The sequence below is a fragment of the Pseudonocardia wallangbongensis genome, from assembly GCF_054486945.1.
Genome location: NZ_JBRERS010000015.1, coordinates 160375 through 185639, shown reverse-complemented (window position 1 = coordinate 185639; position 25265 = coordinate 160375). Strand labels below are relative to the sequence as shown.

At 73.1% G+C, this 25265-nt stretch carries 29 protein-coding genes; 17 read left to right on the top strand and 12 right to left on the bottom strand.

Features of this window, described 5'->3' with window-relative positions; all coding sequences use genetic code 11:
• Window positions 1-120: 120 nt before the first annotated feature.
• Complete coding sequence (locus tag ACU436_RS36895; protein WP_459031734.1) at window positions 121-1491, bottom strand: HAMP domain-containing sensor histidine kinase; 1371 nt, start codon at window positions 1489-1491, stop codon at window positions 121-123.
• Window positions 1488-2171, bottom strand: a complete 684-nt coding sequence (locus ACU436_RS36890; RefSeq protein ID WP_459031733.1) for a response regulator transcription factor — start codon at window positions 2169-2171, stop codon at window positions 1488-1490. The genes ACU436_RS36895 and ACU436_RS36890 overlap by 4 nt, the downstream gene beginning before the upstream one ends.
• Window positions 2172-2325: 154 nt before the next feature.
• Between ACU436_RS36890 and ACU436_RS36885 the strand changes: the two genes are divergently transcribed.
• A complete protein-coding gene (locus ACU436_RS36885; RefSeq protein WP_459031732.1) occupies window positions 2326-2880 on the top strand; it encodes a COG4315 family predicted lipoprotein in 555 nt (184 codons plus the stop codon).
• A gap of 42 nt (window positions 2881-2922) precedes the next feature.
• Here the strand turns inward: ACU436_RS36885 and ACU436_RS36880 are convergent, their stop codons facing one another.
• The 3 genes from ACU436_RS36880 to ACU436_RS36870 form a co-directional block, all read right to left on the bottom strand.
• Window positions 2923-3357: a hypothetical protein gene (locus ACU436_RS36880; protein WP_459031731.1), complete on the bottom strand. Its 435-nt coding sequence runs from the start codon at window positions 3355-3357 to the stop codon at window positions 2923-2925.
• Between the two features lie 258 nt (window positions 3358-3615).
• Window positions 3616-3987 carry a contact-dependent growth inhibition system immunity protein gene (locus ACU436_RS36875; protein ID WP_459031730.1) on the bottom strand — a complete coding sequence of 124 codons (372 nt, stop codon included), beginning with the start codon at window positions 3985-3987 and terminating at the stop codon, window positions 3616-3618.
• Window positions 3988-4046: 59 nt separating this feature from the next.
• The gene (locus tag ACU436_RS36870) at window positions 4047-4298 is read right to left on the bottom strand and encodes a hypothetical protein (protein ID WP_459031729.1); all 252 of its coding nucleotides are present in this window, start codon (window positions 4296-4298) and stop codon (window positions 4047-4049) included.
• Window positions 4299-4376: 78 nt separating this feature from the next.
• On the opposite strand from ACU436_RS36870, the gene ACU436_RS36865 reads away from it, so the two are divergent.
• Window positions 4377-4625 (top strand): MerR family DNA-binding transcriptional regulator, encoded by a 249-nt coding sequence (locus ACU436_RS36865; RefSeq protein WP_459031728.1) that lies wholly within the window; start codon window positions 4377-4379, stop codon window positions 4623-4625.
• The gene (locus ACU436_RS36860; protein ID WP_459031727.1) at window positions 4622-4756 is read left to right on the top strand and encodes a hypothetical protein; all 135 of its coding nucleotides are present in this window, start codon (window positions 4622-4624) and stop codon (window positions 4754-4756) included. The genes ACU436_RS36865 and ACU436_RS36860 overlap by 4 nt, the downstream gene beginning before the upstream one ends.
• On the opposite strand, the gene ACU436_RS36855 is transcribed toward ACU436_RS36860, so the two are convergent.
• Complete coding sequence (locus ACU436_RS36855; RefSeq protein WP_459031726.1) at window positions 4722-5597, bottom strand: LysR family transcriptional regulator; 876 nt, start codon at window positions 5595-5597, stop codon at window positions 4722-4724. The genes ACU436_RS36860 and ACU436_RS36855 overlap by 35 nt on opposite strands.
• Window positions 5598-5700: 103 nt before the next feature.
• On the opposite strand from ACU436_RS36855, the gene ACU436_RS36850 reads away from it, so the two are divergent.
• From ACU436_RS36850 to ACU436_RS36840, 3 genes are read left to right on the top strand one after another with little or no spacing between them, the layout of a single operon-like run.
• A complete protein-coding gene (locus ACU436_RS36850) occupies window positions 5701-6741 on the top strand; it encodes an MBL fold metallo-hydrolase (RefSeq protein WP_459031725.1) in 1041 nt (346 codons plus the stop codon).
• Window positions 6738-8063, top strand: a complete 1326-nt coding sequence (locus ACU436_RS36845; RefSeq protein WP_459031724.1) for an MFS transporter — start codon at window positions 6738-6740, stop codon at window positions 8061-8063. Before ACU436_RS36850 ends, ACU436_RS36845 begins: the two co-directional genes overlap by 4 nt.
• A 21-nt stretch (window positions 8064-8084) precedes the next feature.
• The gene (locus ACU436_RS36840; protein ID WP_459031723.1) at window positions 8085-8438 is read left to right on the top strand and encodes a DUF488 domain-containing protein; all 354 of its coding nucleotides are present in this window, start codon (window positions 8085-8087) and stop codon (window positions 8436-8438) included.
• Window positions 8439-8444: 6 nt separating this feature from the next.
• Here the strand turns inward: ACU436_RS36840 and ACU436_RS36835 are convergent, their stop codons facing one another.
• Window positions 8445-9716, bottom strand: a complete 1272-nt coding sequence (locus ACU436_RS36835; RefSeq protein WP_459031722.1) for a TetR family transcriptional regulator — start codon at window positions 9714-9716, stop codon at window positions 8445-8447.
• 137 nt (window positions 9717-9853) lie between these two features.
• Here ACU436_RS36835 and ACU436_RS36830 point away from each other — a divergent pair, with 137 nt between their 5' ends.
• From ACU436_RS36830 to ACU436_RS36780, 11 genes are all read left to right on the top strand, one after another.
• Window positions 9854-10216, top strand: coding sequence for a DUF485 domain-containing protein (locus ACU436_RS36830; protein ID WP_459031721.1), 363 nt, complete (start codon window positions 9854-9856; stop codon window positions 10214-10216).
• A complete protein-coding gene (locus ACU436_RS36825; protein ID WP_459031720.1) occupies window positions 10173-11726 on the top strand; it encodes a class I adenylate-forming enzyme family protein in 1554 nt (517 codons plus the stop codon). Before ACU436_RS36830 ends, ACU436_RS36825 begins: the two co-directional genes overlap by 44 nt.
• Window positions 11723-12517, top strand: coding sequence for an MBL fold metallo-hydrolase (locus tag ACU436_RS36820; protein WP_459031719.1), 795 nt, complete (start codon window positions 11723-11725; stop codon window positions 12515-12517). Before ACU436_RS36825 ends, ACU436_RS36820 begins: the two co-directional genes overlap by 4 nt.
• 10 nt (window positions 12518-12527) lie before the next feature.
• Window positions 12528-13292, top strand: a complete 765-nt coding sequence (locus ACU436_RS36815) for an SDR family NAD(P)-dependent oxidoreductase (protein WP_459031718.1) — start codon at window positions 12528-12530, stop codon at window positions 13290-13292.
• Window positions 13289-15592, top strand: a complete 2304-nt coding sequence (locus tag ACU436_RS36810; protein WP_459031717.1) for a xanthine dehydrogenase family protein molybdopterin-binding subunit — start codon at window positions 13289-13291, stop codon at window positions 15590-15592. Before ACU436_RS36815 ends, ACU436_RS36810 begins: the two co-directional genes overlap by 4 nt.
• Window positions 15589-16323: an enoyl-CoA hydratase gene (locus tag ACU436_RS36805; protein ID WP_459031716.1), complete on the top strand. Its 735-nt coding sequence runs from the start codon at window positions 15589-15591 to the stop codon at window positions 16321-16323. The genes ACU436_RS36810 and ACU436_RS36805 overlap by 4 nt, the downstream gene beginning before the upstream one ends.
• A 4-nt stretch (window positions 16324-16327) precedes the next feature.
• Complete coding sequence (locus ACU436_RS36800; protein ID WP_459031715.1) at window positions 16328-17137, top strand: FAD binding domain-containing protein; 810 nt, start codon at window positions 16328-16330, stop codon at window positions 17135-17137.
• A gap of 10 nt (window positions 17138-17147) precedes the next feature.
• Window positions 17148-17630, top strand: a complete 483-nt coding sequence (locus ACU436_RS36795; protein ID WP_459031714.1) for a (2Fe-2S)-binding protein — start codon at window positions 17148-17150, stop codon at window positions 17628-17630.
• A 121-nt stretch (window positions 17631-17751) separates the two neighbouring features.
• Window positions 17752-17919: a hypothetical protein gene (locus ACU436_RS36790; protein ID WP_459031713.1), complete on the top strand. Its 168-nt coding sequence runs from the start codon at window positions 17752-17754 to the stop codon at window positions 17917-17919.
• Window positions 17916-19274 carry a PQQ-dependent sugar dehydrogenase gene (locus ACU436_RS36785; protein WP_459031712.1) on the top strand — a complete coding sequence of 453 codons (1359 nt, stop codon included), beginning with the start codon at window positions 17916-17918 and terminating at the stop codon, window positions 19272-19274. The genes ACU436_RS36790 and ACU436_RS36785 overlap by 4 nt, the downstream gene beginning before the upstream one ends.
• A gap of 124 nt (window positions 19275-19398) precedes the next feature.
• Window positions 19399-20202, top strand: coding sequence for an SAM-dependent methyltransferase (locus ACU436_RS36780; RefSeq protein ID WP_459031711.1), 804 nt, complete (start codon window positions 19399-19401; stop codon window positions 20200-20202).
• A gap of 150 nt (window positions 20203-20352) precedes the next feature.
• Here the strand turns inward: ACU436_RS36780 and ACU436_RS36775 are convergent, their stop codons facing one another.
• The 5 genes from ACU436_RS36775 to ACU436_RS36755 all read right to left on the bottom strand — a co-directional run bounded on the left by ACU436_RS36775 (window position 20353) and on the right by ACU436_RS36755 (window position 25220).
• A complete protein-coding gene (locus tag ACU436_RS36775; RefSeq protein WP_459031739.1) occupies window positions 20353-21249 on the bottom strand; it encodes a helix-turn-helix domain-containing protein in 897 nt (298 codons plus the stop codon).
• Between the two features lie 205 nt (window positions 21250-21454).
• Window positions 21455-21727, bottom strand: coding sequence for a DUF397 domain-containing protein (locus tag ACU436_RS36770; protein ID WP_459031710.1), 273 nt, complete (start codon window positions 21725-21727; stop codon window positions 21455-21457).
• A 150-nt stretch (window positions 21728-21877) separates the two neighbouring features.
• Window positions 21878-22714 (bottom strand): enoyl-CoA hydratase-related protein, encoded by an 837-nt coding sequence (locus tag ACU436_RS36765; protein ID WP_459031709.1) that lies wholly within the window; start codon window positions 22712-22714, stop codon window positions 21878-21880.
• Window positions 22705-23898: a CaiB/BaiF CoA transferase family protein gene (locus ACU436_RS36760; protein ID WP_459031708.1), complete on the bottom strand. Its 1194-nt coding sequence runs from the start codon at window positions 23896-23898 to the stop codon at window positions 22705-22707. The genes ACU436_RS36765 and ACU436_RS36760 overlap by 10 nt, the downstream gene beginning before the upstream one ends.
• Complete coding sequence (locus tag ACU436_RS36755) at window positions 23895-25220, bottom strand: MFS transporter (RefSeq protein ID WP_459031707.1); 1326 nt, start codon at window positions 25218-25220, stop codon at window positions 23895-23897. The genes ACU436_RS36760 and ACU436_RS36755 overlap by 4 nt, the downstream gene beginning before the upstream one ends.
• Window positions 25221-25265: the final 45 nt, after the last annotated feature.

The following is a 25265-nucleotide window of genomic DNA, read 5'->3' as shown; positions in this document are numbered from 1 at the left end:
CAGGCACACCGCTCTCCGCTCTATGGCACCTGATCCTCGACAGTTCAGGAACCTAAGCGGGAGCGGCGTGCCGCCTACACAGGCGCGCCCCGCGACCCACGGATCAGTCAGGAGCGCCCACTACGGCTCCATGATGCTGTCCTGGAAGTTTGTGACTGTGAACTTCACCCCGCCCTCTTCTGCTGGGGTCGCGCTCAGGGTGCCGCCCATCCTCTGCACCAGGGCGTGGGACAGGGCCAGACCGATCCCTCCGGCGCCGGTCGGGCGCTTGCCGCGGTAGCGGTCGTGCAGCGCGCCCCGCTCGAACACCACCGCGTAGTCCTCGTCGGACAGCCCGGGCCCGCCATCGCGCACCTGTAGCGCTCCCTCGTCGAGCGCGGCGAGCACGAGCGGGGAACCGCGCGGCGTGGCCCGCAGCGCGTTCTCGGCCAGGCCGTCGAGCACCTGGCGCAGCCGGCGTGGGTCGGCCAGCACGGGCACCGGGCGGTCCGGAACCTCGATCCGCAGCTCGACGCCGGCGTCCCGGGCGCGCAGGTCCCACACGTGCCCGGCCTCGGTCACCAGGGTCGTGAGGTCCACGTCGACCAGGTCGACGGCGAAGTCGTCGGCCTCCAGGCGGGCCAGCTCCATCAGGTCGGTGACCAGGCGCTCCAGCCGGTCCGCCTCGCGGACGATGGTCGCGCCGGCCGGCGCCACGTCGGCCCCCGTGAGGACCTCGTCGGCGAGCGACTCCCCGAAGCCGCGGACCGCGGTCAGCGGAGTGCGCAGCTCGTGCGACACCGAGAGCAGGAACCGGCGCTGCCGCTCCTCGCTGCGGGCCAGCGCGTCCGCCAGCTCGTTCACGGCGCCGGCGACCTCGGCGACCTCGGCCGGCCCGCGGACCGGCACCCGGACGTCGCGCTCGCGGCCGCGCAGCCGGTGCGCGGCCGCCGCGACCGCGCGCAGCGGGCGCCCGGACAACCCGCCGACCGCGACCCCCACCAGCACCGCGACCACGATCCCGACGAGCACGGCCAGCCCGATGTTGCGCCGGAACGCCCCGACCGGTCCGGAGTCGACCGAGCGCACCAGCGCGAACGCGCCGGACGGGCTCGGGCGCGCCTCCACCAGGTAGGCCGTGCCGTTGACGTCGGCGGAGCCGGACACGGCGGTCCCGGCCTGCGCGCGGTCCGCGTCGGCGCGCCTCAGCGCGGTACCCACCGGCCCTTTCGCGGCGCGGGGCGTGCCGAGCCGCACCACCGCCACGTCCTGGGCGCGCAGCACCTCGACCACCCGGCCGAGGCCCGCCACCCCGCGCGGCCGGACCGGGCCCTCGGCCAGCTGGGCGGCGACCACGTCGGCCTGCTGGGCCAGCGCCTCCCGCGTCACCTGGCGCGCGGTCATGGTCACCAGCTGGAGCGACACGACCGCGGCGACCCCGACCGCGGCGAGGGCGACGACCAGGCAGGCCGCGGTGACCCGCCAGGCCAGCGACGCGGGCCGCCCGATCACGGCGCGTCCGCGGCGTACCCGACGCCGCGCACGGTGCGGATCGGGCTGGCCGGGCCGAGCTTGGCGCGCACCTGCGCGACGTGCACGTCCACGGTGCGCGTGCCGGCCCCGGTCGGGTAGCCCCAGACCGCGGACAGCAGCTGCTCGCGGGAGAACACCCGGCCCGGCGCGCGCATCAGGTGGGTCAGCAGGTCGAACTCGGTGGCGGTCAGCGACACCTCCTCGTCACCCGCGTGCACCCGCCGCCGGTCGACGTCCAGCCGGATGCCGCCGACGACGAGCGGTCCACCGTCCGCGGCACGCGCCCGGCGCAGCACGGTGCGAACCCGGACCGCCAGCTCCCGCGGGCTGAACGGCTTGGTCACGTAGTCGTCGGCGCCGATCTCGAGTCCGAGGATGCGGTCGACCTCGTCGTCGCGGGCGGTCACGAACAGCACCGGCGTCCGGTCCTGCGCCGCGCGCAGCCGCCGGCACACCTCGATCCCGTCCAGCCCGGGGAGCCCGATGTCGAGGACGATCGCCACCGGCCGGTGCCGGCGAACGGCGGCCAACGCGGCCTCACCGTCCGTCTCGGTCAGCACCCCGAAGCCGTCCCGGCGCAGGTAGAGCGCCACCAGTTCGGCGATCGCCCGGTCGTCCTCGGCCACCAGGACCAGTCCCCGCTCCCCGGTCGACGTCATGCGTTGATGGTGGCACCCTCGTGCGCCGCGGGTCGGTACCGCCGAACAGGGGTGTCCCGACGCACCCGTCGGGCCCAACCACCGGTGCTCCGATCCGGACCCGGAAGGCAGCGTCCTACTGTGCTGGGCTGCATTGGTCCCCGAGAGGAGCGAGATGGCCGACCGTCGTTCCGCGCGCCTGGCCCTGGCTGCGGCCGCGGCGGGTCTGGCCGTGCTCACGGCCTGTGGCGCGCCCGCCGAGGAGCAGCCCGCGGACCAGGCCGCGGCGCACGAGCACCACCACGAGCAGGGCGCGCCGCCGCCCGGCCAGGGGCAGCCCCCGCAGCACCACCACGGCGGCGACGGCCTCCAGCTGTGGGCCACCCAGACCGCGTCGCTCGGGATCGTCACGCTCGACGGCGCGGGCCGGATCCTGTACCGCTCCGACGCCGACAGCAACAACCCGCCCGCGTCGACCTGCACGGGTGACTGCACGCAGCACTGGGTGCCGGTCACCGTGCCCGACGGGCAGGAGCCCGAGCTGCTCGGGATCAAGCACGATCGAGTGGGCACGCTCCGCCGCGACGACGGCGCCCTGCAGGTCACGCTGGCCGGCTGGCCCCTCTACACGGTCGCGGGTGACGAGGGCGCCCACGACGGCACCGGGTCCAACGGCGCCGACGGCAAGTGGTTCGCGGTCACCCCGAACGGGGAGAAGGCCACGCCCTGAGCCCACCCTGCCGGGCGGCGTCCACCCACTTCCGGCCCGGGATCAGCAGGAGTGGCCCTGCTCGGCGACGGTGGAGAGGCTGATCGACTCGATCCGGCTGTGCTCGTCGCAGGTCGGGGTCTCGTAGCCGGGCCTCGTCACGACCACGCCGTCCGGATCGACGAACGCAGCGGCGATCGGCGGGTCGAAGCCTCGCCAGACGACGCTCGCCTGGTGGATCGGGCCTGTCCGGCGGCGCAGCTCCACGCGGTACCTTGTGTTCGCGTCGGCCGGGTGGAACTCGACGGCCACGAGCTGCGACGTCCCCTTGACCGCCAGGACGGCACGGTCGGTCGGACTCTCGGACATGCGGAACGCCGTGATGACGAAGCCGTAGTAGGCGGTCAGCACGATGGCGAAGCCCCCGAGGATGTGCACCGCGTTCCGGAGCAACCCGGGGCCCAGGCACGAGTGCAGCCCGACGACCAGGCCGGCCACGGCGATGACGGTGACCACCAGGTCCCAAACGGGTGCAGAGGGCCCGCGTTCCAGGTTGAGGGGATTCCACAGGACCAGTGCGCCGGCAACCGCGACCCCGAACAGGGCGGATCGGTACACCGCCGGGCGCCGCGCCCCATCTCGCCACCCGCTGTCCGCTCCGCCGGCCATACCGGGAGTGAGCCGCCGGGTTCGCGATCGGTTGGGGTCCCGCAGGCCGGAGTGCTGGTGTCGCACATCTCCCCTCGGCGCCGGCGGTCACCGGCCGAGGAAGGTCGCCACGGCGTCCAGCACGTGGACGTCGTCGGTCCGAGTCTTCGTGGCGATCGCGGTGGCGGTGGCGTGCTGCTCTGGATGGGCGGCCCAGTACTCGCGGTCCACCTCCAACACCGAGCGCAGCAGGTCTCCAGGGTAGAAGTCGCCTGCCGCCAGTGGATCGGCATCCAGCACGCCCAGAGCCCGCGGCATCAGCACCGGTAGCGCGATCTGCTGCCCGATCAGTAGGCGCAGCGCCTCGACGTCGAACTCCTCGACCGGCATCCGGCGCAGCTCGTGCACGCGTAGCACCAGGAAGGTGTTGACGGGTGGCTCTCCCCATGCCGGCGGATCGAGCTCGTCGAGCGTGGGCACGGACCCGAGCCTGCCACAGGGCAGGCCACCTACACGATCACGTGACGGCGTTGCCGGGGCTACACGGGCGGCAGGGTCCACAGGCCGCGCGGCTTCCGGTGGTGCGTCCCGCGGAACGGACGGTTCACCGCTTCCTTCACGAACCACCATGCGTCCTCCGCGGTGTCAGCCCACCCGTGCGACGACTTGCCGCCGTCGAGAACGACGGTCCAGCGGAACCGGCCGGAGCGCTCACAGAAGTTGACCGACGCTCGTCCCTGCGCCTTAGCGATCTCTAGCCGCGCGTCTGCCTCGTCCGCCGCCTCGCCCATAGCGCAACCGCCTCCCGGGGTCTCTGTCCACCAAAACGCCACGGCCCGACAATACTGCTAAATCTGCCAGTTCGGCGAGTGCTGCTATGTCTGCCACAACGGCTGACCTGGTCGGACCTGCCGACATACGGTCGGGCGGTGAGTGCCGAACGCCTACTGACCACGGGGGAAGTCGCCCGTGAGTTGGGGTTGTCGGCACGATCCATCGCCCGGTGGGCGCAGGAGGGCAAGCTGACACCCGCTCTGTACACACCTGGTGGCCACCCGCGTTGGCGACTTGGCGACGTCGAGGAGGAACTACGGCGGCTCCGCCGGAGGGCTGAATGACCGCCGACATCAAGCTGCCGCTCGACGGCGGTGGCGTCGTCGTCGGTGACAAGGTGCGGATCGCCCTCGAGATCGAGGCGGTGCTGCGCGGGGCCGCTACGGAGGCAGCACCTCCCGGCAGTGCCGGATGACCCGCTCGACCAGGCCCGTGGCCCGGACCCCGCGCGGCAGGGCGGCGACGAGCGAGTTGGTCCCGACGTCGTCGACGATGGGGAGGAACCGCAGCGGCCGCCCGTCGTGGCTGGCGGCCACCTCGGTCATGAGCAGTGACCAGGCCAGTCCCCGGCCCACGAGTGCGCGCACCGTCATCACGTCGGTGCTGCGGTAGTCGATCCGTGGGACGACCCCGAACCTGGCCAGCATGGCCTCGTTGAGGAAGCTCGCAGGCTCGAGGTTGAGCAGCGCGCCGGGGTGATCGGCCAGGTCCGCGAGGCGTACGTCGGGGCGGGCGGCGAGCGGGTGGTCGGCCGCCACCGCGACCTTGAACCGCCGCTCGCGCAGCACGATCGGCTCCACCTCGGGCTGGAGCTGCATCTCGTAGACGAAGCAGACGTCGACCTGGCCGCGGAGCATGCGCTCCTGCAGCACGGCGGCCGAGGCCTCCACGATGTCCAGCCGCACGTCCGGGAACCGGTCCCGCAGCAGGCCTGCGATCTCCGGCACGATCTGCGCGGACACCGACGGGAAGCACCCCACGGCCAGCCGCCCGGTGCCGGCGTGCCCGGCGAGCTGCCGCACGTCGTGCAGCACCCCGCGGGCCCGGGTCGCCACCGCTCGGCCCGCGGCGGTCAGGTGGACGCCCTTCGCGGTGCGCCGGACGGCGAGCTGCACCCCGAGCGCGCTCTCCAGCTCTCGCAACGCCTGGCTGATCGCGGCCTGCGAGACGTGGCAGCGGACGGCGGCGCGGGAGATCGACTCGTCCTGCGCGATCGCGACCAGGTACTCGAGCTGGCGCAGCGTCACGTCCTTCATAGGCGGAGCTTATGCTTTGCCTCAGCAGAATCAGCTATGCCTGATGCCGGTAGTGGGGCGACAGTGCTGGGCGACCGACACCAGCACGACACGAAGGAGTGTCATGTCCAGCCCCCACGTGGTGACCCTCGGGACGGCGGGCGGCCCGCGGTGGTGGGACCGCCCCGGCGCCGCCGCCGCGCGCAGCGGGATCGGCACCGCGGTCGTCGTCGGCGACGCCGTGTACCTCGTCGACGCCGGTCAGGGGACCGGCCGCCAGCTCGCCCGCGCCGGCCTGCCGCTCGACCGGGTCCGCGCGCTGTTCCTGACCCACCTGCACTCCGACCACGTCGCCGACCTGGTGCCGTTGCTGCTCTTCGGCCTGTTCGAACGCCGGGACCCGGCCGCGGCGCCGATCGTGGTGCGCGGTCCCGGTTCCCGCGGCGGCCTGCCGCCGCTGTCCCCGCACGCCACCGAGCTGCCGGAACCGGTGGCGCCGGCCGACCCGGCACCGGGCACCGCCGAGATGATCGACCTGCTGTGTGCCGCGCACGCGAGCGACCTCAACGACCGGATCTTCGACTCGCTGACCCGGCGGCCCGCCGACCAGTGGGCGGTCCGCGACATCGCCCTGCCCCCGGGCACCGGTTTCGACCCCGACACCCGGGTGGCGCCGCCGATGGAGCCGTTCGAGATCCACCGGGACGGCGACGTGGTCGTCACGGCCATCCTGGTCGAGCACCCGCCCACCGCCCCCGCCTTCGCGTTCCGGTTCGACACCGCCGACGGCTCGGTGACGATCTCCGGTGACACCGCGCCCTGCGCGAACGTCGTCCGCCTCGCGCGGGACACCGACCTGCTGCTGCACGAGGCCATCGACCTCTCCGCGATGGGCCGCCGTTATGCCGACGAGGCGGTGCGGCAGGCGACGATGGCCCACCACCGCCGGGCCCACACCACCGCCCGCCAGGCCGGCGAGCTCGCCACCGAGGCCGGTGCCCGAGCGCTCGCCCTGCACCACCTGGTGCCCGGCGACGCCCCGGCGACGGCGTTCTCCGCGGCCGCCGCCGAGACCTTCCACGGCCCCCTGTCGGTGCCCGACGACCTGGACGTCATCGCGTTCCCGAGCCGCGCCGCCCGCCGCCGGACGGAGGTGGCCCGATGACGGAGACCGACAGCTCCGCGGGCGCCCGCCAGGTCGAGGCGACGCCGAAGGAGATGCGGCGGATCCTCGCCTCCAGCTTCGTCGGAACCGCGATCGAGTACTACGACTTCATCCTCTACGCGACGGCCGCGAGCATCGTCTTCGGCACGGTGTTCTTCACCGGCGTCGGCCCGGGCGTCGCGCAGGTCCTCGCGTTCGGGACGCTCGCCGCCGGCTACCTCGCCCGCCCGCTCGGCGGCATCGTGTTCGGCCACCTCGGTGACCGGCTCGGCCGCAAGTCCATGCTGGTCGTGACCCTGGTGCTGATGGGCGGCGTCAGCACGTTGATCGGCCTGCTCCCGACCACCGAGCAGATCGGCGTCGCGGCCCCGCTGCTGCTGGTGTTCCTGCGGATCCTGCAGGGCATCGCCGTCGGCGGGGAGTGGGGCGGTGCCACGCTGCTCGGCTTCGAGCGCGCGAAGAAGGAGTCCCGCGGGTTCGCCGCCTCCTTCGCCTACATGGGCGCCCCGGCCGGCACGATCGTCGGGACGCTGGTGCTCAGCGCCGCCTCCACGCTCCCCCCGGGCGACTTCCTGTCCTGGGGCTGGCGGGTCCCGTTCCTGTTCAGCGCGGTGCTCGCCGCCGTCGGGCTGGTCATCCGGCTCAAGACAGCCGAGTCGGCGCTGTTCCAGGAGGCCGTCGCTGCGACGGAGGCGAAGCAGGTCCCGGTCGGCGAGATCCTCACCCGCTACCCCCGCCGGCTGCTGCTGGCCATCGCCGCCGGCATCTCGGGGCAGGCCGCGCAGGGCCTGATGGGCCTGTGGGCGCTGTCGTACGCCGTCACCCAGCTCCGGCTCGCGCCCACCGGCGTGCTCAACGTGAAGGCCCTCACCGGCGTCTGCGTGATCGCGATGGTCGTGGTCGCTGCGCGGCTCTCGGACCGGGTCGGCCGCCGGCCGGTCATGCTCGGCGGGAACGTGGCCGCCGTGCTGCTCGCCTTCCCGATCATGTTCCTGCTCGACTCGGGCAGCGTCTGGACGGTGTTCCTCGCCCTGTTCCTCGGCCTGGCCGTGATCCAGGGCTTCGTCGCGGGGCCCTACGGGGCGTTCGCGGCGGAGCTCTTCCCGACCCGGATCCGGTACACGGGAACGTCGATGGGCTACCAGATCGCGGCCGCGCTCGGTGCCGGGCTCATGCCGGTGATCGCGTCGTCGCTGGTGCTGCTGGGCGGGGGTTCGCTCTGGCTGGTCGCGCTGGCCTGGATCGGCATGTCGTCGATCAGCCTGATCGCGCTGCTGGTGGCGGGCGAGGGCAAGGACCACGACCTGCGCGAGATCGATTGACGGCCGGGGCAGGCTGGGGCGATGAGCCTCGACGTTCGAGCGAAGCGGGTGTACGAGCAGGCCGAGCGCGGCGACGGCTACCGCGTGCTGGTCGACCACGTCTGGCCGCGCGGGGTGTCGCGGGAGCGCGCGGACCTGGGGGAGTGGGCCCGCGGGCTGGCCCCCAGCGACGAGCTGCGCCGCTGGTTCGACCACGTCCCCGAGCGGTTCGGGGAGTTCCGTTCGCGGTACCGCGACGAGCTGGTGTCCCATGCACCCGAGCTGGACGAGCTGCGCCGCCGCGCGCGTGCGGGCCGGGTGACGGTCGTCTACGCCGCGCGGGACGAGGAGCACAACAACGCCGTGGTGCTCGCCGAGCTCCTGCGTGAGGGGTGAACCGCGTCAGGGGCTGGTGTCGCAGCCGGCGATCCGCAGGGCGAAGAGGCTGTACTGGTCCGCCACCTGCTGGGCGGGCAGCGGGCCGTCCTCGCGGAACCAGCGGGCGATGCTCACGCACATCTCCCGGATCGCGAACGACGCCAGCGCGGGCGAGTCCACCTGGAAGACCCCCGCGCCGACGCCGTCGCCGATGATCTCCCGCAGCGCGTGCTCGTGCTCGCGGCGGCGGTCCTGCAGTTCGGTGCGGTGCGGCTCCTCGAGGCTCGCGGTGTCCCGGTTGACGACGATCGCCTCACGGCGGTGGGTGGCGTGGCGGAGGGCGTAGACGAGGCTCGCCCGGCGCAGCCGTTCCACCGGGTCGGTGAGGTCGTCGACGGCCGCGTGGAAGTCGTCGAGCACACCGGCGGTGGTGCGGTCGACGATCGTGCGCAGCAGCTCGTGCTTGGAACGCATGTGGTTGTACAGGCTCGGGGTGCGCACGCCGAGCGCCTCGGCGATCTGGCTGAGCGCGGTGCCGTGGTAGCCGTACTGCGCGAAGAGGGTCAGTGCGGCGTCGACGACCGCCTCGCTCGTGACCGTGGCCCGAGCCTGTGTCGCTGGCACCGCTGCTTCCTCCTCCTGCCGTTCCGGCGGATCCCCACCGTAGCCACCGGCCGCGGGTGCACCGGCGCCGAAGGCGATCTGCAGCGCGAACCGGCTGTAGGTGTCGGCGACCTGCTCGGCCGGGCGCTCCCCACCGTCGCGGAACCAGCGGGCGATGCTCACGCACATCTCGAGGATCGCGAAGGAGGCGAGCGCCGGTAACCCGACCCGGAAGGCCCCGGCGCCGGCGCCGTCGAGGATGATCGCGCGCAGCTCGCGCTCGTGGTCGCGGCGCCGGGTGCGCAGGCGCGACCGCGCGGGCTCGGCCAGGTTGGCGGTGTCCCGGTTGACGACGAGCGCGGCCCGCCGGTGGGTGGCGTGGCGCAGGGCGTAGACGCGGGTGGCCCGGCGCAGGCGCTCGGCGGGGTCGGCGACCCCGGCCGCGGCGGCGTGGAAGTCGGCCAGCACGTCGTCCAGTGTGCGTTCGACGATCGTCTCCAGCAGCTGATGCTTGGAGCGCATGTGGTTGTAGAGGCTGGGTGTGCGGATGCCGAGCGTCTCGGCGATGCCGCTCAGCGCCGTGCCGTGGTAGCCCCGGGCTGCGAAGAGCGTGAGCGCGGCGTCGAGCACGTCCTCGCTGGTGACGGTGCTGCGCCCCGAGTCCGCCCGCCGCTCCGATCTGACGGCCCCCATGGCCCGGACTGTACCTTGCCCTACGAATTAGCGTTAGCTAGTCTCCGCGACGAATCAGCGTTAGCTAGTCACCCTGCCCTTCGTGGAGGCCTCGATGGTGAGACAGCAGGAGCGACGCGCCGGTCGACCGGCACGCCGTGTACGCCTCGCCTGAGTTCCGCCGGCTCGCGAGCGTCCGCGGCCGGTTCGTGCGGACGGCGGTGCTGGCGCAGCCCGGGTGGTTCGCCGTGTTCCTGGTGCTCATCGGCGCGGCACCCGCCGTCGCGGGGCAGGTCGTCGTCGCGGGGATGACCGTCGGCTTCCTGCTCGGGCTGAGCCAGTTCGTCCTGGCCTGGTTGCTGACCTGGCGCTACCTGCGGCTGTCGGAGTCGGTGTTCTCCCCGCTGAAGGACGGGGTCGTCGCGGGAGGTGGTCGCCGCGCACTGACGCGGCCCAACGACGACAGGAGGAGGCGCGGTGCTGCGCACGGACCTGATCCGAACCATCCCGGAGCTCCTTGACCACCACGCCCGGGCCCGGCCCGACGTGATCGCGTTCGTCGACGACCGCCGCGCGATCACCTACGGCGAGCTGCGCGACACCACCGCCCGGCTCGCCGGCCACCTGCAGCGGCTCGGCCTGGAGGTGGGCGACCGGGCGCTGGTCTACACGGACAACCGGGTGGAGACGGCCGAGTCCTACCTGGCCGTTCCGCGGGCGGGCGGGATCGGGGTGTGCGTGAACCCGGCGGCCGCCCCGGCCGAGGTGGCGCACGTCCTCGACGACAGCGGGGCCCGGATCGTGATCACCGATGCCGCGCACCAGGACGCGGTGCGGGCGCTGGTGGCCGACCGGCCCGGGCTGACGGTCGTGCTCGCCGGCGACGGGGAGGCCTGCGGGGAGCTGCGCTACGCCGACCTGCTGGCGACCGCCGGCCCCGCGCCGCGCGACCGCCTCGCGCTCGACGACACCGCGTGGATGCTCTACACGTCCGGGACGACCGGCCGGCCGAAGGGCGTCCACCTCACCCAACGCGGGTGCCTGTGGGTGGTGGCCGCGAGCTTCGCGCCGGTCCTCGGGCTCGGCCCGGGGGACGTCGTGCTCTCGCCGCTGCCGCTCTTCCACTCCTACGCGCTGGTGCTCTGCGTGCTCGGGGTGGCCGCCGTGGGCGCCACCGAGCGGATCCTGCCGCGGTTCTCCGTGCAGGACGTGCTGCGCCGCTTCCGCGAGCCCGGGCGGGAGGGGCCGGCCACGGTCTTCCCCGGCGTCCCGACGATGTTCCAGTACCTGCTCGACCGCGCCGGTGGCACCGGGCTCGGATCGTCGTCGCTGCGGATCTGCATGTCGGCGGGCGCGATCATGCCCGCCGCCCTGAACGAGGGGTTCGAGAAGGCGTTCGGCGTGCCGCTGCTGGACGGGTACGGCATCACCGAGACCTCCACGATGGTGACGATGAACTGGCCGACCGGCGCGCGGGTGATGGGCTCGTGCGGGCTCCCGCTGCCGGGCCTGACGGTGCGGCTGGTCGATCCGTCCACCCTGCGCGACGTGCTCCCGGGAGAGGAGGGCGAGCTCTGGGTGCAGGGACCCGGCGTCACCCCGGGCTACCACAACCTCCCGGAGGCGACGGCCGCCGTGCTGGTGGACGGCTGGTACCGCACCGGCGACCTCGGCCGCCGCGACGAGCACGGCTTCCTGCGGATCAGCGGCCGCACCAAGGAGCTGATCATCCGAGGGGGCGAGAACATCTACCCGGCCGAGGTCGAGGACGCCGTGCTCGCCTGCGACGTGGTGGCCGACGCCGCCGTGGTGGGGGTCCCGCACGAGGCCCTCGGGGAGGTGCCCGTAGTGTTCGTCGTGCCGCGCGAACCGGGCGCGCTGGACCGCGAGCGGGTGCTCGCGGAGTGCCGGGAGCGCCTCGCCCACTTCAAGGTGCCCACCGACGTGGTGGAGATCGACGAGATCCCGCGCACGGGCTCGGGGAAGATCCTGCGCTACCGGCTCCGGCAGCGGCTGGGTGAACGCTCGTGAGGATCGGGAACATCGAGGTCCTGCCCGTCCTGGACGGCACCGGCCGCGAGGTGGCGGCGGAGGTGCTGACCCGGCCGGGCGTGCCCGACGCGTGGGCGTGCCACGCCGAGCACCTCGACGCGGACGGCGCGCTGGTGCTGCCGCTGGGCGGTTTCCTGGTGCGCACCGGTGACCGCACCGTGCTCGTGGACGCGGGCGTCGGCACGATCGACAACGGGAAGTACGCCGGCGGCGGGTTCCTCGACTCGCTGCGCGGTCTCGGCGTCACCCCGGAGGACGTCACCGACGTCGTGTTCACGCACCTGCACTTCGACCACGTCGGGTGGGCCACGAAGAAGGGCGCGATCGTCTTCCCGAACGCCACCTACCGCGTGCACGCCGCCGACTGGGCGCACTTCGTCGAGGCCCCGGACGCCGAGCCCGGTGCCGTTCGCAAGCTCTCCCCGCTCGCGCCGCGGCTCGAGCCGTTCACCACCGACGGTCCGCTCGCGCCCGGGCTGGACGCTCGGCACGCGCCGGGGCACACCCCCGGCTCCACCGCCTATGTCGTCTCCGACGGTGGCGAGCGCGCCCTGCTGCTCGGCGACGTCGTGCACTCGGTGGTCGAGCTCGGCGAGCCCGACTGGGAGGCCGTGTTCGACGTCGACCCGGTGGCCGCGCGGGCGGTGCGCAACGCGATCGCGGACGAGGTGGCCGACGGGCCCGACCTCGTCGTGGGGGCGCACTTCCCGGACCTGCGGTTCGGGCGCGTCGTCACGGTTTCCGGCGACCGGACGTTCCGGTCGGTCTAGGAAGGACATCATGGATCTGCAACTGGCGGGCACGACCGTGCTGGTCACCGGCGCGGGGCAAGGGCTGGGCCGCGCGCTCGGGCTCGGCTTCGCCCGGGAGGGCGCGAACGTCGCCTTCCACTTCCACTCGTCGGCCGACGGTGCGGAGAAGTCCGCCGCGGAGGCCGCGGAGCTGGGCGTGCAGGCCATCGCCGTCGGCGGCGACCTGCGCGACGAGGCGGCCGTGGCCGCGCTCGTCGAACGCGTCGAGGCCGAGCTCGGGCCGATCGGGGTGCTGGTCAACAACGCCGCGGCGACGAAGGTCCAGCGCTTCCTCGACTCGACGCCGCAGGACTGGGCCCCGCAGATCGACGTGACGGTCACCGGCACGCTGCAGATCACCCACGCGGTGGCGAAGCGGATGGCGGAGCGCGGGGCCGGGTCGATCGTGAACCTCATGGGCGACTCCGGGCGCGTGGGCGAGTCCGGCCTGCTGGTCACCGCGACCGCCCGGTCCACCACCGTCGGCCTGACCCGGTCGCTGGCCAGGGAGCTGGCCCGGTTCGGGATCCGGTCGAACGCCGTCTCGCTGGCGCTGGTCCGCACCGACAACTTCGACGCGCACGCGGGCGGCGCCGAGGACGAGCGGATGAAGAAGATCCTCGCCCAGTACCCGCTGCGGCGCCTGGGGCGGCCCGACGACATCGTGCCGATGGTGCTGTTGCTGGCCTCGCCGCTGTCGTCCTGGACCACGGGCCAGGTGGTGTCGGTCAACGGCGGGTACGCAATGCCATGAGCTCGCTCGGCACCAGCGTCCGGCGCAAGGAGGACCAGCGGCTCGTCACCGGCCACGGCCGCTACGTCAGCGATCTGCAGCTGCCGCGCATGCGCCACGTCGCCTTCCTGCGCAGCCCGCTCGCGCACGCCCGGATCAGCGCCGTCGACACCTCCGAGGCGGTGGCGGCGGGGCACCGCGTGTTCACGGGCGCGGACCTCGCGCACGTGGCGCTGCGGGCGCGGTCGGCGCTCCCGTCGTACGTCGAGACCGAGCAGCCGGTTCTCGCCCACACCAAGGTCCGCTTCGCCGGTGAGCCGGTAGCCGCCGTCGTCGCCGCCGACCGGTACCACGCGGAGGACGGCCTCGAGCTCGTCGACGTGGAGTACGAGCCGCTGCCACCCGCCGTGTGCGCGTGGGCGCCGCCGCGGGAGCCGGTGCACGCCGAGGCGCCGGACAACGTGCTGCTGGAGCGCACGTTCGACGCGGGCGCCGTCGACGACGCGCTCGCCGCGGCCGCGGTGGTGGTCGAGCGGGAGCTGATCACGAACCGGCACGCAGGCAACCCCATGGAGTGCCGCGCGGGCGTGGCCCGGTGGGACGCGGCGGACCGCAAGCTCACGTTCTGGTCCGGCACCCAGGTGCCGCACATCGTCCGCAACATGGTCGCCGAGCTGCTCGACCTGCCCGAGGGGTCGGTGCGCGTCATCGCCCCCGACGTGGGCGGCGGGTTCGGCGTCAAGGCGGTGCTCTACGCCGAGGACGTCGCGCTGTGCATGATCGCGATGGCGATGCCGGGCGTGCCGGTGAAGTGGGTGGAGGACCGCGTCGAGCACCTGGCCGCGGCGTCGCACGCCCGCGACCACCGCTACGTCGTGAAGGCGGGGTTCGCGCCCGACGGCGAGCTGCTCGCGGTGGCGGCGGACGTCACGTGCAACGTCGGGGCGTACTCGGTCTACCCGTGGACGGCCGGGATCGAGCCGCTGATGGCCGGCGGGCTGCTCTCGGGGCCCTACCGGCTGGGGAACTACCGCTGCACCGTGCGCGGCGTCGCCACGAACACGGCCCCGTCCGGCCCGTACCGCGGGGTCGCCCGCCCGGCCAGCGTGTTCGCGATGGAGTCCGTGCTGGACGCCGGCGCGCGCGAGCTCGGGATGTCCGCCGTGGACATCCGGCGGCGGAACCTCATCCGGCCCGAGGACATCCCGTACCGGATGCCGTCGCGGCTGGTGGACGACTCCGGCCACTACGACGAGTGCCTCACCAAGGCCCTGGACGCCGTCGGCCACGAGGGGCTGCGCGCCGAGCAGGAGCGCAGGCGCGGCACCGGCGAGCCGCCGATCGGCATCGGGTTCGCCTGCTACAACGAGCTGACCGGGCTGGGCCGGGCCGCCAGCGCCGGACCGCGGATGCCGTTCCGCACCGGGCACGACGCGTGCACCGTGCGGGTCAACCCCGACGGGCGGGTCACGGTGTTCTCCGGCGTCACGTCCCAGGGGCAGGGCCTGGAGACCACGATCGCGCAGATCGTCGCCGACGGCCTCGGCGTGCCCTACGACGACGTCGACGTCCGCATCGGCGACACCGACGAGTCGCTCTGGGGCTTCGGCGCGTTCTCCTCGCGCCAGGCCGTCATCGGCGGGGGAGCGGCGCACCGCACGGCCGAGGCCGTCAAGGAGAAGGTCCTGGAACTCGCCGCCGGGCTGCTCGAGGCGAACGCCGCCGACCTGCGGATCGAGGACGGCCGGATCGGCGTGGTCGGCGAGGGGAAGCCGCGGCTCTCGATCGCCGAGGTGGCGCGGGTCGCCTACCTGGAGTCCCACCGGCTGCCCGAGGGCATCGAGCCCGGCCTGCAGGCCACCCGGTTCTACGACCCCATCCGGGGCGCGTTCGCCGCCGGCGCGCAGGTGGCCGCGGTCGAGGTCGACCGGACGACGGGCGCGCTGCGGATCCTCGCGTACGCGTGCGTCGAGGACGCAGGCCCGGCCCTGCACCCGAAGATCGTCGACGGCCAGATCGCCGGCGCGATCGCGCAGGGCATCGGCGGCGCGCTCTACGAGCACCTCGTCTACGACGAGGACGGCAACCTCACCACCGGGACCCTGCTCGACTACCTGATGCCCACCAGCGCCGAGATCCCCGACCTCGTGATCGGGCACGTCTCCCACCCGGCGGCGAACCCGCTCGGGGTCCGCGGGGTGGGGGAGGGCGGCACGCTCGGGCCGAACGCCGCGCTCGCCGGCGCCGTCGCCGACGCGCTCGGCGTCGAGATCACCACGCTGCCGATCACCCCGGCCGCCGTCTGGACGGAGCTCTCTTGATCGAGCTGACCACCCGCGACCGGGTCGCCGTGATCACACTGGAGCGCCCGGAGAAGCGCAACGCGCTCACCGCGGAGCTCTGCGAGCGGCTGCGCGACGCCGTCCGAACGGCCACGAAGGACGGTGCGCGAGCGCTGGTGATCACCGGGAGCGGCACGAGCTTCTGCTCCGGCGCCGACCTCGACGGCGTGTACTCCGACGCGTTCCGCGACGCCCTCCACGACATGCTGCACACCGTCGCCGATGCGCCCGTACCGGTGGTGGCGGCGGTCAACGGGCCGGCCATCGGCGCGGGCACCCAGCTCGCGCTGGCCGCCGACCTGCGGGTCGCCGCGCCCACCGCGGTGTTCGCGATGCCCACGGCGAAGATCGGCCTGGCCGTCGACCCGTGGACGATCCGCCGGTTCGCCCGCATCGCGGGTGACGGCACCGCCCGTGCGGTGCTGCTCGCCTGCGCCCGGCTCGACACCCAGCAGGCCCACGCGTGCGGCCTCGCCGACCGCCTCGGCGACGTCGAGGACGCCATCGGCTGGGCCGCGGAGACGGCCGAGCTCGCGCCGCTCACCGTCGCCTACTCGAAGCAGGTCCTGAACAGCGTCGTCGACGCGGCCGGCGGCGAGGACGAGCCGGCCCTGCTGCGGGCGTTCGAGGCCTGCTGGGCGAGCGCGGACTTCGCGGAGGGCCGGCGCGCCCGCGTCGAGCACAGGGCGCCGCGGTTCGAGGGGCGGTGAGGGGGTGAAGTGCGCTCCGTTCGACTACGTCCGCGCGGCGAGCGTCGACGAGGCCGTGACGGTGCTCGCCGACGCCGACGGTGAGGGCAAGCTCCTCGCGGGCGGCCAGAGCCTCGTCCCCGTGCTCGCCCTGCGGATGGCCCACCCGTCGGTCCTGGTGGACGTCAACCGCATCCCGGGGCTCGCCGGCGTCCGCCCGGAGGACGACGCACTCCGCGTCGGCGCCCTGACCCGCCACGCGACGCTCACCCGGCAGACCCACCACCCGCTGCTGGCCGAGGCGGCGCGCTGGATCGGCCACACCGCGATCCGCACGCGCGGCACCACGGGCGGCAGCCTCGCGCACGCCGACCCGTCGGCCGAGCTGCCGGTGGTGGCCGTCGGCACCGGCGCCACGGTCACCGTCGCCGGTCCGGCGGGCACCCGGAACGTGCCTGCGGAGGAGCTGTTCGAGGGTGCGCTCATGACCTCCCTCGCCGACGACGACGTGCTCGTCGACGTGCGCTTCCCGGTGCCGGACCGGTGGGGCTTCGCCGAGTTCGCCCGCCGGCGGGGCGACTTCGCGCTGGTCACGGCCGTGGTCGCGGAGATCGCCGGGCAGGTGCGGATCGCGCTGGGCGGCGTCGGCGCCGTCCCGGTGCGCGCGGTCGCGGGAGAGCAGGCGCTCGCCGCGGGGGGCAGCGCACACGAGGCATCGGCGGCCGCGGCTGACGAGCTGCGCCCCACCGCCGACCTGCACGGGTCGGCGCCGTTCCGGCGCGCGATCGCCGCCGAGATGATGCGCCGGGCGCTGGCACAGGCCGGGATCGAGTAGGAGCGAGCACGTGGAGACGACCTTCAGCGTCAACGGCGAGCGCGTCCGGATCGACGTCGAGCCGCGCCGTACGCTCGCCGACGCGCTGCGCGAGGACTGCGGCCTCACGGGCACCCACCTGGGCTGTGAGCACGGCGTCTGCGGCGCCTGCACGGTGCTCGTCGACGGCGAACCCGTCCGTTCGTGCCTGATGTTCGCCGTGCAGGCCGACGGGTCCTCGATCACCACGGTCGAAGGCCTCGCCGGCGAGGACGGCAGCCTGCACCCGTTGCAGGAGGCGTTCGTCGAGCACCACGGCCTCCAGTGCGGGTTCTGCACCCCCGGCATGCTGATGACCGCGCTGCACCTGCTCGACACCGAGCCGGACCCGGATCGGGAGCGGATCCGGGAGGAGATGTCCGGCGGCATCTGCCGCTGCACCGGGTACCAGGGCATCGTCGACGCGGTCGAGGCCTCGGCCGCGGTGCTGCGCGGTGACGGGACGACCGGATAGTGGGGCGGGACGTGTACGCAGTGAACCCCAGCATTGTGGCTCCACAATGCTCTTTGCGAGCCCCCGAAACAGCGTTATGGAGCCATGACGCGGTTTTCGTGGCAAAGCGTCACCCACCTCGGTGCGCGCCTCCCTGCAGATCATGGAGGAGACGCGCAGAATCCCGGACGTGATCGACGCCGTGCGCCACCACCCACCCGCTCCGGACGCCCTGATGGTCAGCCAGGACATGGTCGAGCGCCGCACGGCGTTCGCGGAGAAGCGGCCACCCCGCTGGGCCGGTCGTTGAGCCGGTACCGCCGCGCCGCGACGATGCTGCTCTCGGCGGCCGCGGTCCTGGCGTCCGCCTGCACCTCGGCCCCCGTCGCGCCGGCTGCCGGGGCTGTGGCACCGACGGCTGCGGTCCCGACCGGTCTGGTCCCGGTGCCGGTCACCGTCCCGGACGGGCTGGGCGGCGCCCCGCTGGACTCGCCCAGGCAGGTGCTCGTTCCCGCCGGTTGGACGATGTCCGTGTTCGCGCGGGTCCCGTCGGCCCGGCTCGCGGCGTGGGCGCCGGACGGCACGTTGCTCGTCTCGGTGCCGGAGGACGGCTCGGTGGTCCGGCTGGCACCGGACGGGCGAGGCGGCGCCACGGAGTCCGTGCTGCTGGAGGGCCTGAACCAGCCGCACGGGCTCACCTTCGTCGACTCGACCCTGTACGTCGCGCAGAGCGACCGGGTGGACGCCTACGCCTACGCGGCCGGGGCGGCGGCGGATCCACGCCCGGTCGTCACCGGTCTGCCCGACGCCCGCAGCCCGGACCTCGGCGGCCGGTACGCGCACGCGTTGAAGAGCGTGGCCGTGGGTCCGGACGGCGCCGTCTACGTGTCCGTCGGGTCGACGGGCAACATCTCGGCCGAGGACCTCACGGCGAAACCACCGCGGGCATCGATCCTGCGCGTGCCCCCGGGCGGTGGGCCTCCCGAGCCGTTCGCGGTGGGCGTTCGCAACGGCACCGGCCTGGCGGTCGCCCCCGACGGATCGGTGTGGACGGCGGTGAACAACCGCGACAACATCCAGTACCCGTTCGACAACCCCTACGGCGGGGCCTCGGGGTCGTCGCAGGGGCAGGTGATCGAGGAGTACGTGCGTGACCACCCGGTCGAGGCGCTGGCCAGGCTCACGCCCGGCCGGAACCTTGGATGGCCGTACTGCAACCCGGACGCCGACGTGGAGATCGGTGTCGCGGGCACCGCGCAGCACCGGTCCGAAGTGCCGTTCACCCCGGACATCCAGACCAACCGCTACGCGGAGAAGCTGGACTGCGCGACGTTGCCCCCGGTGGAGCAGGCGCTCGGTGGGCACTCCGCGCCGCTGGGGCTGTCGTTCGTCGACGGCGGGCTGCCGGACGGGTACGCCCGAGGAGCGCTGGTGGGCGTCCACGGATCGTGGAACGCGTCGCCACCGCGGGCACCCGAGGTGTCGTTCTTCCCGTGGCAGGACGGCGCGATGGGCCCGCAGCAGACCCTGGTGGGCGGGTTCCAGTACCCGGACGGCTCGCGCTGGGGCCGGCCGGTCGCCGCGGTGACCGGGCCCGATGGCGCCGTCTACATCACCGACGACGACGCCGGTGCGGTGTACCGGCTGGTACCGCCGGGGCGATAGCCCGAGCCGCGTCGGTACGGGTCGGCGCCGACATTCCTGAACATGCATCGGGGTGCACACCGAGATGAGTGATCATGTACCCTCTGGGAGGCCTACTGACACAGAGAGTGAGTGCGTCAACGACATGAGCAACGAGTTCTCTAGCTCAGACACCGGCCCGGCGGTCGACGAGTCCGTTCCCCACTCGGCGCGGATCTGGAACTACTGGCAAGGCGGCAAGGACTACTACCCTGTCGACCAAGAGGCCGGTGACCAGTACATCGCGGTCTTCCCGGGGATCGTCGACATCGCCAGGAGCATGCGCTACTTCCTGGCCCGCAGCGTGCGCTACCTGGCCGGCGAGGCTGGAGTCACTCAATTCCTGGACATCGGCACCGGGCTGCCGACGAACGACAACACGCACCAGGTCGCCCAGGAGGCGAACCCGGCGGCGCGCATCGTCTACGTCGACAACGACCCCACCGTGCTCGCGCACGCGCGTGCCCTGCTGACCAGCACCCCCGAGGGGGTCACGACCTACGTCGACACCAACCTGACGGACACCGCGGTGGTCCTGTCCGAGGCTGGGAAGACGCTGGACCTGGACAAGCCCGTCGCCGTCACCATCAACGGCGTCCTCGGGCACATCAACGACTACGACGCGGCGTTGGCGATCGTGCGTGGAGTGATGACCAAGCTGCCGTCGGGTAGCTACCTGGCATTCTCCGATTCCACCACCGAGGACGAGGCGTTCAACCGGGCGCAGCAGGGTTATGACGACACCGGTGCGGTCCCGTACAAGCTGTGGACCCCGGAGGAGATCGCCGGTTTCTTCGAAGGACTGGAGCTCGTGGAGCCCGGCCTGGTGAGCATTCCGATGTGGCGCCCGGCGCCCGGCGACGTCATCAAGGACCTGCCCACGCTCGCAGGTGTGGGCCGCAAGCCCTGACGTTTCCGGCACGGAACGTCCGACCGGCCGGGCACGCACTGGCTGTAGGCATTGTCGAAAGGCCCGCGTACATTGCGTACGCGGGCCTTTCGGCATACCAGGTGAATGCTTGGACCCGTAGAACCAGAAGACTCTGTCGGCCCCCGGACGTCAGAGCGCGTCGCGGGCCATCGCGATCAACTCGGTGGACCGCTGGGGCGTCAACGCGCCGGCGGCGAGCCGGTTGATGATCTGGAGGTAGTTCTTCACGTCGACGTCTTTGTTCAGGTAGAGGGCGCTGTTCAGCTGCTCGAGGTAGACGATGTCGGGGAGGTCGTTCTCCGCGAAGCGCAGCAGGGTGAACGGCCCGCCCACCGCAGCGACGTCGCTGCGGTCGAAGGGGACGACCTGCACGGTGATGTGCGGCCGCTTGCTGATCTCGAGGATGTGGTCGAGCTGCTCGCGCATGGCGTCCCGGCCGCCCAGGTGGCGGCGCAGCACGGCTTCGTCGATCACCGCCCAGTAGTCGGGGGGCTTCGGCACGGTGAGCAGCTGCTGGCGGTGCATCCGCAGTTCGACGCGCTTGCTGACCTCATCGGCTCGGACGGCCTCGCCGAGGTCGACCACGGCGTTGGCGTAGGCCTCGGTCTGCAGCAGGCCAGGTACGTACTGGGCCTCGTAGGTACGGATGATCGTGGCGGCCTGTTCCAGCCCGACGTACGTCGAGAACCAGTCCGGCATGGTGTCGCTGTAGCGGTGCCACCAGCCGGGCTCGTTGGCCTGCTCGGCCAGTCCCAGCACCACGTCCCGGGCCGATCCCGCGGCGAGCCCGTACAGGGTGAGGAGGTCGGCGACATCGCGCGGCTTGAAACCGACCCGGCCCGACTCGATGCGACTCATCTTCGCTTCGGAGCCACGAATCGCATAGGCGGCCGCCTCACGGCTGATGCCGCTCGCTTCACGAAGCCGGCGAAGCTGTGCACCGACCAGGATGCGCAAGACCGTGGGACCGCCCCGAGCCTCGGCGAACGCGCCCTCCAGCGGGTCGTCGTCCTGCCCGTCGGCCATAATCACCCCCGAGAAGCCACTGATCTCACGCATCAGGCCCACACGGTACCGCGGGCTTTGCGGCGGCGGGCGAACCGGAGCACACCCTACGACGCCAACGGGGTGTAGAGCGAATCATGATCCGCGGACGAGGATGGCAACCCGTCCTCTCCACGTGATGGCCATCACCGGGGTCGGTGCTGGAGTTCGAACTGCAGTATCCGATTCACCGAAGACCGGGGCGATCGCCGTCCATCAGGTCGTCGAACTCGCCGTGCTTCACGCCGAGCAGGAACGCCCGGAGCTCCTCTGCCGTGTGGACGAGCACCTCTCCGTCCGGGAATCGTGAGTTGCGCATCCCGACCTGCCGACCGGGCGCGGGCGCGAGCTCGACGCACGAGCCGTTGGGGTTGCTGTGCGTGCTCTTCCGCCACTGGAGCGACGCCGTGTCCACCGACGACGTCGGCGACTCGACCGACGGCCCAACGAAGTCCTGCATGCTGTGATCACCCTCCGGTCGTGCCTGTAGATCCCGGGCTGCCGCGAGACAGCCGCAATTGCATATGAAACTGCATCCAGGCTTGCATCTGCAACCGCAGGCACGTGGCCGTGAGGGGCGACACGTTGATCGATCATGTAGCGGTGCGGTTCAGCGCCCGTCCCGGCCGGCGCGTGGCGTGCGGGCCTCGGCCGGGGCGCCGGTGAAGACCGGTGCTCGGCGTTCGAGGAATGCCCGTGCCGCCTCGCGGGCGTCGTCGGTGTGGAACGTGGCGACCATCCGTTCGCTCTCGACGTCGAGGTAGTCGGTCAGGGGCATCGCGTCGGCGTCGCGGAGGTTGCCCTTCAGCGCCCGGACGGCCTGTGGCGCGGCGGCCGCGAGCCGTGCGGTGAGCGTGGCGACGTCGGTGGCGAAGGACTCGTCGGAACTCACCCTGGTCACCAGGCCCGCGGCCAGTGCCTCCCGTGCCGGAAGCCGGCCGGGGAGCAGGAAGAGCTCGCGGGCCCTCGCCTGGCCGAGGATGCGGGTCGCGAACCAGATCCCGCCGAGGTCACCGGAGAGGCCGGCGCTCAGGAACGCGGTGTTGAGCACGGCTGCCTCGGTCGCGATCCGCAGGTCGCAGGCCAGCGCGAGGGAGAGCCCGGCACCGGCGCACGCCCCGTTGACCGCCGCCACGGTGACCTGGGGCAGCCGGTGCAGGCGTTCGGCGATGCGCCCCACCCGGCGCAGCCGGGCCAGGTCCGCAGTCACCGAGTCGCCGCGCAGCGTGCGGCGCTCGGGGGGCGCGGCGAGGTCCGCGCCCACCGAGAACGCCGATCCGTGGCCGTTGATCACGACGACCCGGATCGCGGCGGCGGACTCGAGGTCGTCCAGCTCGCGGTCCAGGTCGTCGAGGAGATCGACCGCCAGCGCGTTGCGCCGGCCCTCGTTGCGCAGCGTCAGCGAAGCGATGCCGTCGGCCTCCGCGCGGTCCACGCCTACGCGCACGTCGCCGCCTCCCGCACGATCCCGCGCCGGAGCAGGTCACCGATCTCGGTCGCGGGGTAGCCGAGCTCGGTCATGATCTGCCGGGTGTGCTGGCCGGCCCGCGGTGCCGGCGTGCGGGACGGCGCGTCGCCGTCGCCGATTCGCCAGGGCGCGCGCACCACCGTGTAGGCGTCGCCGTCGTCGACGATCTCGACGAACGTCCCGGAGGCGCGGACGTCGGGGTGCCGCGCCACCTGCTCGTAGGTCTTGATCGCGCCTGCGACGATCCCGTTGCCGACCAGCAGGTCGAGCGCGTCGTCGCTGGTGCGCTCCCGGAACGCCGGGGTGAGCTCGGCGAGCAGTTCGGCCCGGTGGGCCACCCGGTCGGGGTTCGTGGCGAACCGCGGGTCGGCGGCCAGGTCGGGGCGCCCGACGAGCGCGCAGAGCTTCGAGAAGTGGGCAGGGGTGTAGGCGGACAGCACGATCGCCCCGTCCGCGGTCGGAACGACGTCGGCGGCCGGGGCCACGGTGGGCTGTCCGTTGCCCTTCCGTTCCGGCACCCGGCCGGTGAGGAAGTACTCGCCCCACGTCGTGCCCTGCAGGTGGATGGCGACGTCGAGCAGCGAGACCTCGACGTCGCGGCCCGTACCGAACCGCAACCGGCCGATGTACGCCCCGAGAACGGCCTCGGCCAGTACGTGCCCGGCCGCCGCGTCGACCACCGGCACCCCGACGCGCTGCGGGTCCCGCCCGGCCTCCCCGGTCACCGACATCAGGCCGCTCTCCGCCTGTGCGGCGATGTCGAACCCCGGACGGTCCCGGGAGGGGCCGTGCCGCCCGAAACCGCTGACCGACCCGTAGACGACGCCCGGGTTGACCGCGCGCACATCGCTCGACCCGAGACCGAAGGACTCCATGACCCCGGTCCGCAGGTTCTGCAGCACGATGTCGGCGTCCCGGACGAGCCGCTGGGCCAGCGCCCGCCCCTCAGGGGCGCGCAGATCGACCGCCAGCGACCTCTTGTCCCCGTTGTACGTGCGGACCATCGCCTGGCCGTAGACGCCGATCTGACGGGCGGACTCGCCGCCCACCGGCTCGACCTTGATGACGTCGGCGCCCATGGCGGCCAGGGCCGCGCCGGCCGCCGGTACGGCGATGAACTGCCCGAAGTCGATGACCCGGACCCCGTCGAGCGGCTGCCTCACGCCGGCTCCACCTCGTCGTCGCCGGGGAGCCGTGCGAGGTCGCGCTCCGGGTCGATGAAGACCAGCGACAGCAGGCCGCCGACCACGATGACCACGGCGCTGATCGCGAAGCCGTGACCGTAGCCGGAGGCCACGTCGGCACCGTCGCCGATCGAGAAGCCCAGGACGAGGGGCGCGATCACCCCCGCCATGCTGTAGAACGCCACCAGGCAGCCCAGCACGGCACCCCGGTGAGCGGGCCGCACCAGGTCCGCGACGATCGTCAGCGCGACGCCGTACGCGGCCGAGTTCAGCGAGAACGCGCAGGTGACCAGCACCATCTGCACGGCGCCGGGGGCGACCGCGGTGAACAGGTACATGCTGAGCCCGCCGGCGACCACGAACGCCACGGACAGCCCGCCGCGCGCCCAGCGCCGCGACACCCCGGCGGCGAGCAGCCGGTTGGACAGGAACCCGGCGCCGACGGCGGCGACCGCGGCCAGCGCGTAGGGCGCCGTCACCAGGCGGCCCGCGGTCACGGCGTCGTAGCCGAGGCCCTGCTCCAGGTAGAGGGGCAACCAGGACACCCGCAGGGTGGTGGTCCAGTAGCCGACGAAGGCCAGCAAGGCGACCCCCATGATCGTCGGCGTGCGCAGCTGGCGGGCGAGCAGGCGCCAGTCCGTGCGGGTGCGGGTGCCCGGCCGGGCGGTCGTCGCCTCCTCGGGCGACGGGCGGCTCAGGAGGAACCAGGAGACCAGCCAGACCAGCCCCGCGACGATCAGCACGAGGAACGCCGCGTGCCAGTCCCAGGTGGCGATCACGAGGGTCAGCACCGGTGCCGCGATCAGCGGTCCCACCGAGCTCCCGGCGCTGATCACCCCGGCGGGCAGGGCGCGCTTCTCGGGCGGGAACCAGGAATGCACGACGTGGGTCGCCAGCGCGTAGGCGGGTCCTTCGGCGAAGCCGAGGACGACCCGGGACACCAGCAGGAGGCCGAACCCGACCGGGAACAGCAGCGGGACCATCGTCAGGATCCAGATGCCCATCAGCGCGGGCAGCAGAACCCGAACCGAGATCCGCGTGCTCAGCGCCCCGACGACGAGGGCGCCGACGGCGAACAGCCAGAAGAACGCGCTCTGCACGACGCCGAACTCGGCCGGGGTGATGCCCAGGTCCCGCATGATCGCGCTGCCGGCGAAGCCGAGCGCGGCCTTGTCGGCGAAGTTCAGGAGCATGAAGGCGAACGCGAGGGCGGTGGCCGTCCACGCACCCCGTCGCAGGCCTTCGGCCCCGGCCGACGACGTCGCCGCCGTTCGAGGCTCGGTACTCGGCGTCTCTGCCATGGCGTCTCCCGCGGTCGGTCCGGGCAACAGTCAAGGCGGCCGAAC

What these genes read in the sequence shown, in the direction of transcription:
- ACU436_RS36780 (WP_459031711.1), top strand. Translation starts at nt 19,399, where the DNA reads ATGAGCAACGAGTTCTCTAGCTCAGACACCGGCCCGGCGGTCGACGAG.
- ACU436_RS36845 (WP_459031724.1), top strand. Translation starts at nt 6,738, where the DNA reads ATGACGGAGACCGACAGCTCCGCGGGCGCCCGCCAGGTCGAGGCGACG.
- ACU436_RS36815 (WP_459031718.1), top strand. Translation starts at nt 12,528, where the DNA reads ATGGATCTGCAACTGGCGGGCACGACCGTGCTGGTCACCGGCGCGGGG.
- ACU436_RS36835 (WP_459031722.1), bottom strand. Translation starts at nt 9,716, where the DNA reads ATGGGGGCCGTCAGATCGGAGCGGCGGGCGGACTCGGGGCGCAGCACC.
- ACU436_RS36855 (WP_459031726.1), bottom strand. Translation starts at nt 5,597, where the DNA reads ATGAAGGACGTGACGCTGCGCCAGCTCGAGTACCTGGTCGCGATCGCG.
- ACU436_RS36775 (WP_459031739.1), bottom strand. Translation starts at nt 21,249, where the DNA reads ATGGCCGACGGGCAGGACGACGACCCGCTGGAGGGCGCGTTCGCCGAG.
- ACU436_RS36755 (WP_459031707.1), bottom strand. Translation starts at nt 25,220, where the DNA reads ATGGCAGAGACGCCGAGTACCGAGCCTCGAACGGCGGCGACGTCGTCG.
- ACU436_RS36840 (WP_459031723.1), top strand. Translation starts at nt 8,085, where the DNA reads ATGAGCCTCGACGTTCGAGCGAAGCGGGTGTACGAGCAGGCCGAGCGC.
- ACU436_RS36890 (WP_459031733.1), bottom strand. Translation starts at nt 2,171, where the DNA reads ATGACGTCGACCGGGGAGCGGGGACTGGTCCTGGTGGCCGAGGACGAC.
- ACU436_RS36770 (WP_459031710.1), bottom strand. Translation starts at nt 21,727, where the DNA reads ATGCAGGACTTCGTTGGGCCGTCGGTCGAGTCGCCGACGTCGTCGGTG.
- ACU436_RS36850 (WP_459031725.1), top strand. Translation starts at nt 5,701, where the DNA reads ATGTCCAGCCCCCACGTGGTGACCCTCGGGACGGCGGGCGGCCCGCGG.
- ACU436_RS36860 (WP_459031727.1), top strand. Translation starts at nt 4,622, where the DNA reads ATGACCGCCGACATCAAGCTGCCGCTCGACGGCGGTGGCGTCGTCGTC.
- ACU436_RS36810 (WP_459031717.1), top strand. Translation starts at nt 13,289, where the DNA reads ATGAGCTCGCTCGGCACCAGCGTCCGGCGCAAGGAGGACCAGCGGCTC.
- ACU436_RS36885 (WP_459031732.1), top strand. Translation starts at nt 2,326, where the DNA reads ATGGCCGACCGTCGTTCCGCGCGCCTGGCCCTGGCTGCGGCCGCGGCG.
- ACU436_RS36870 (WP_459031729.1), bottom strand. Translation starts at nt 4,298, where the DNA reads ATGGGCGAGGCGGCGGACGAGGCAGACGCGCGGCTAGAGATCGCTAAG.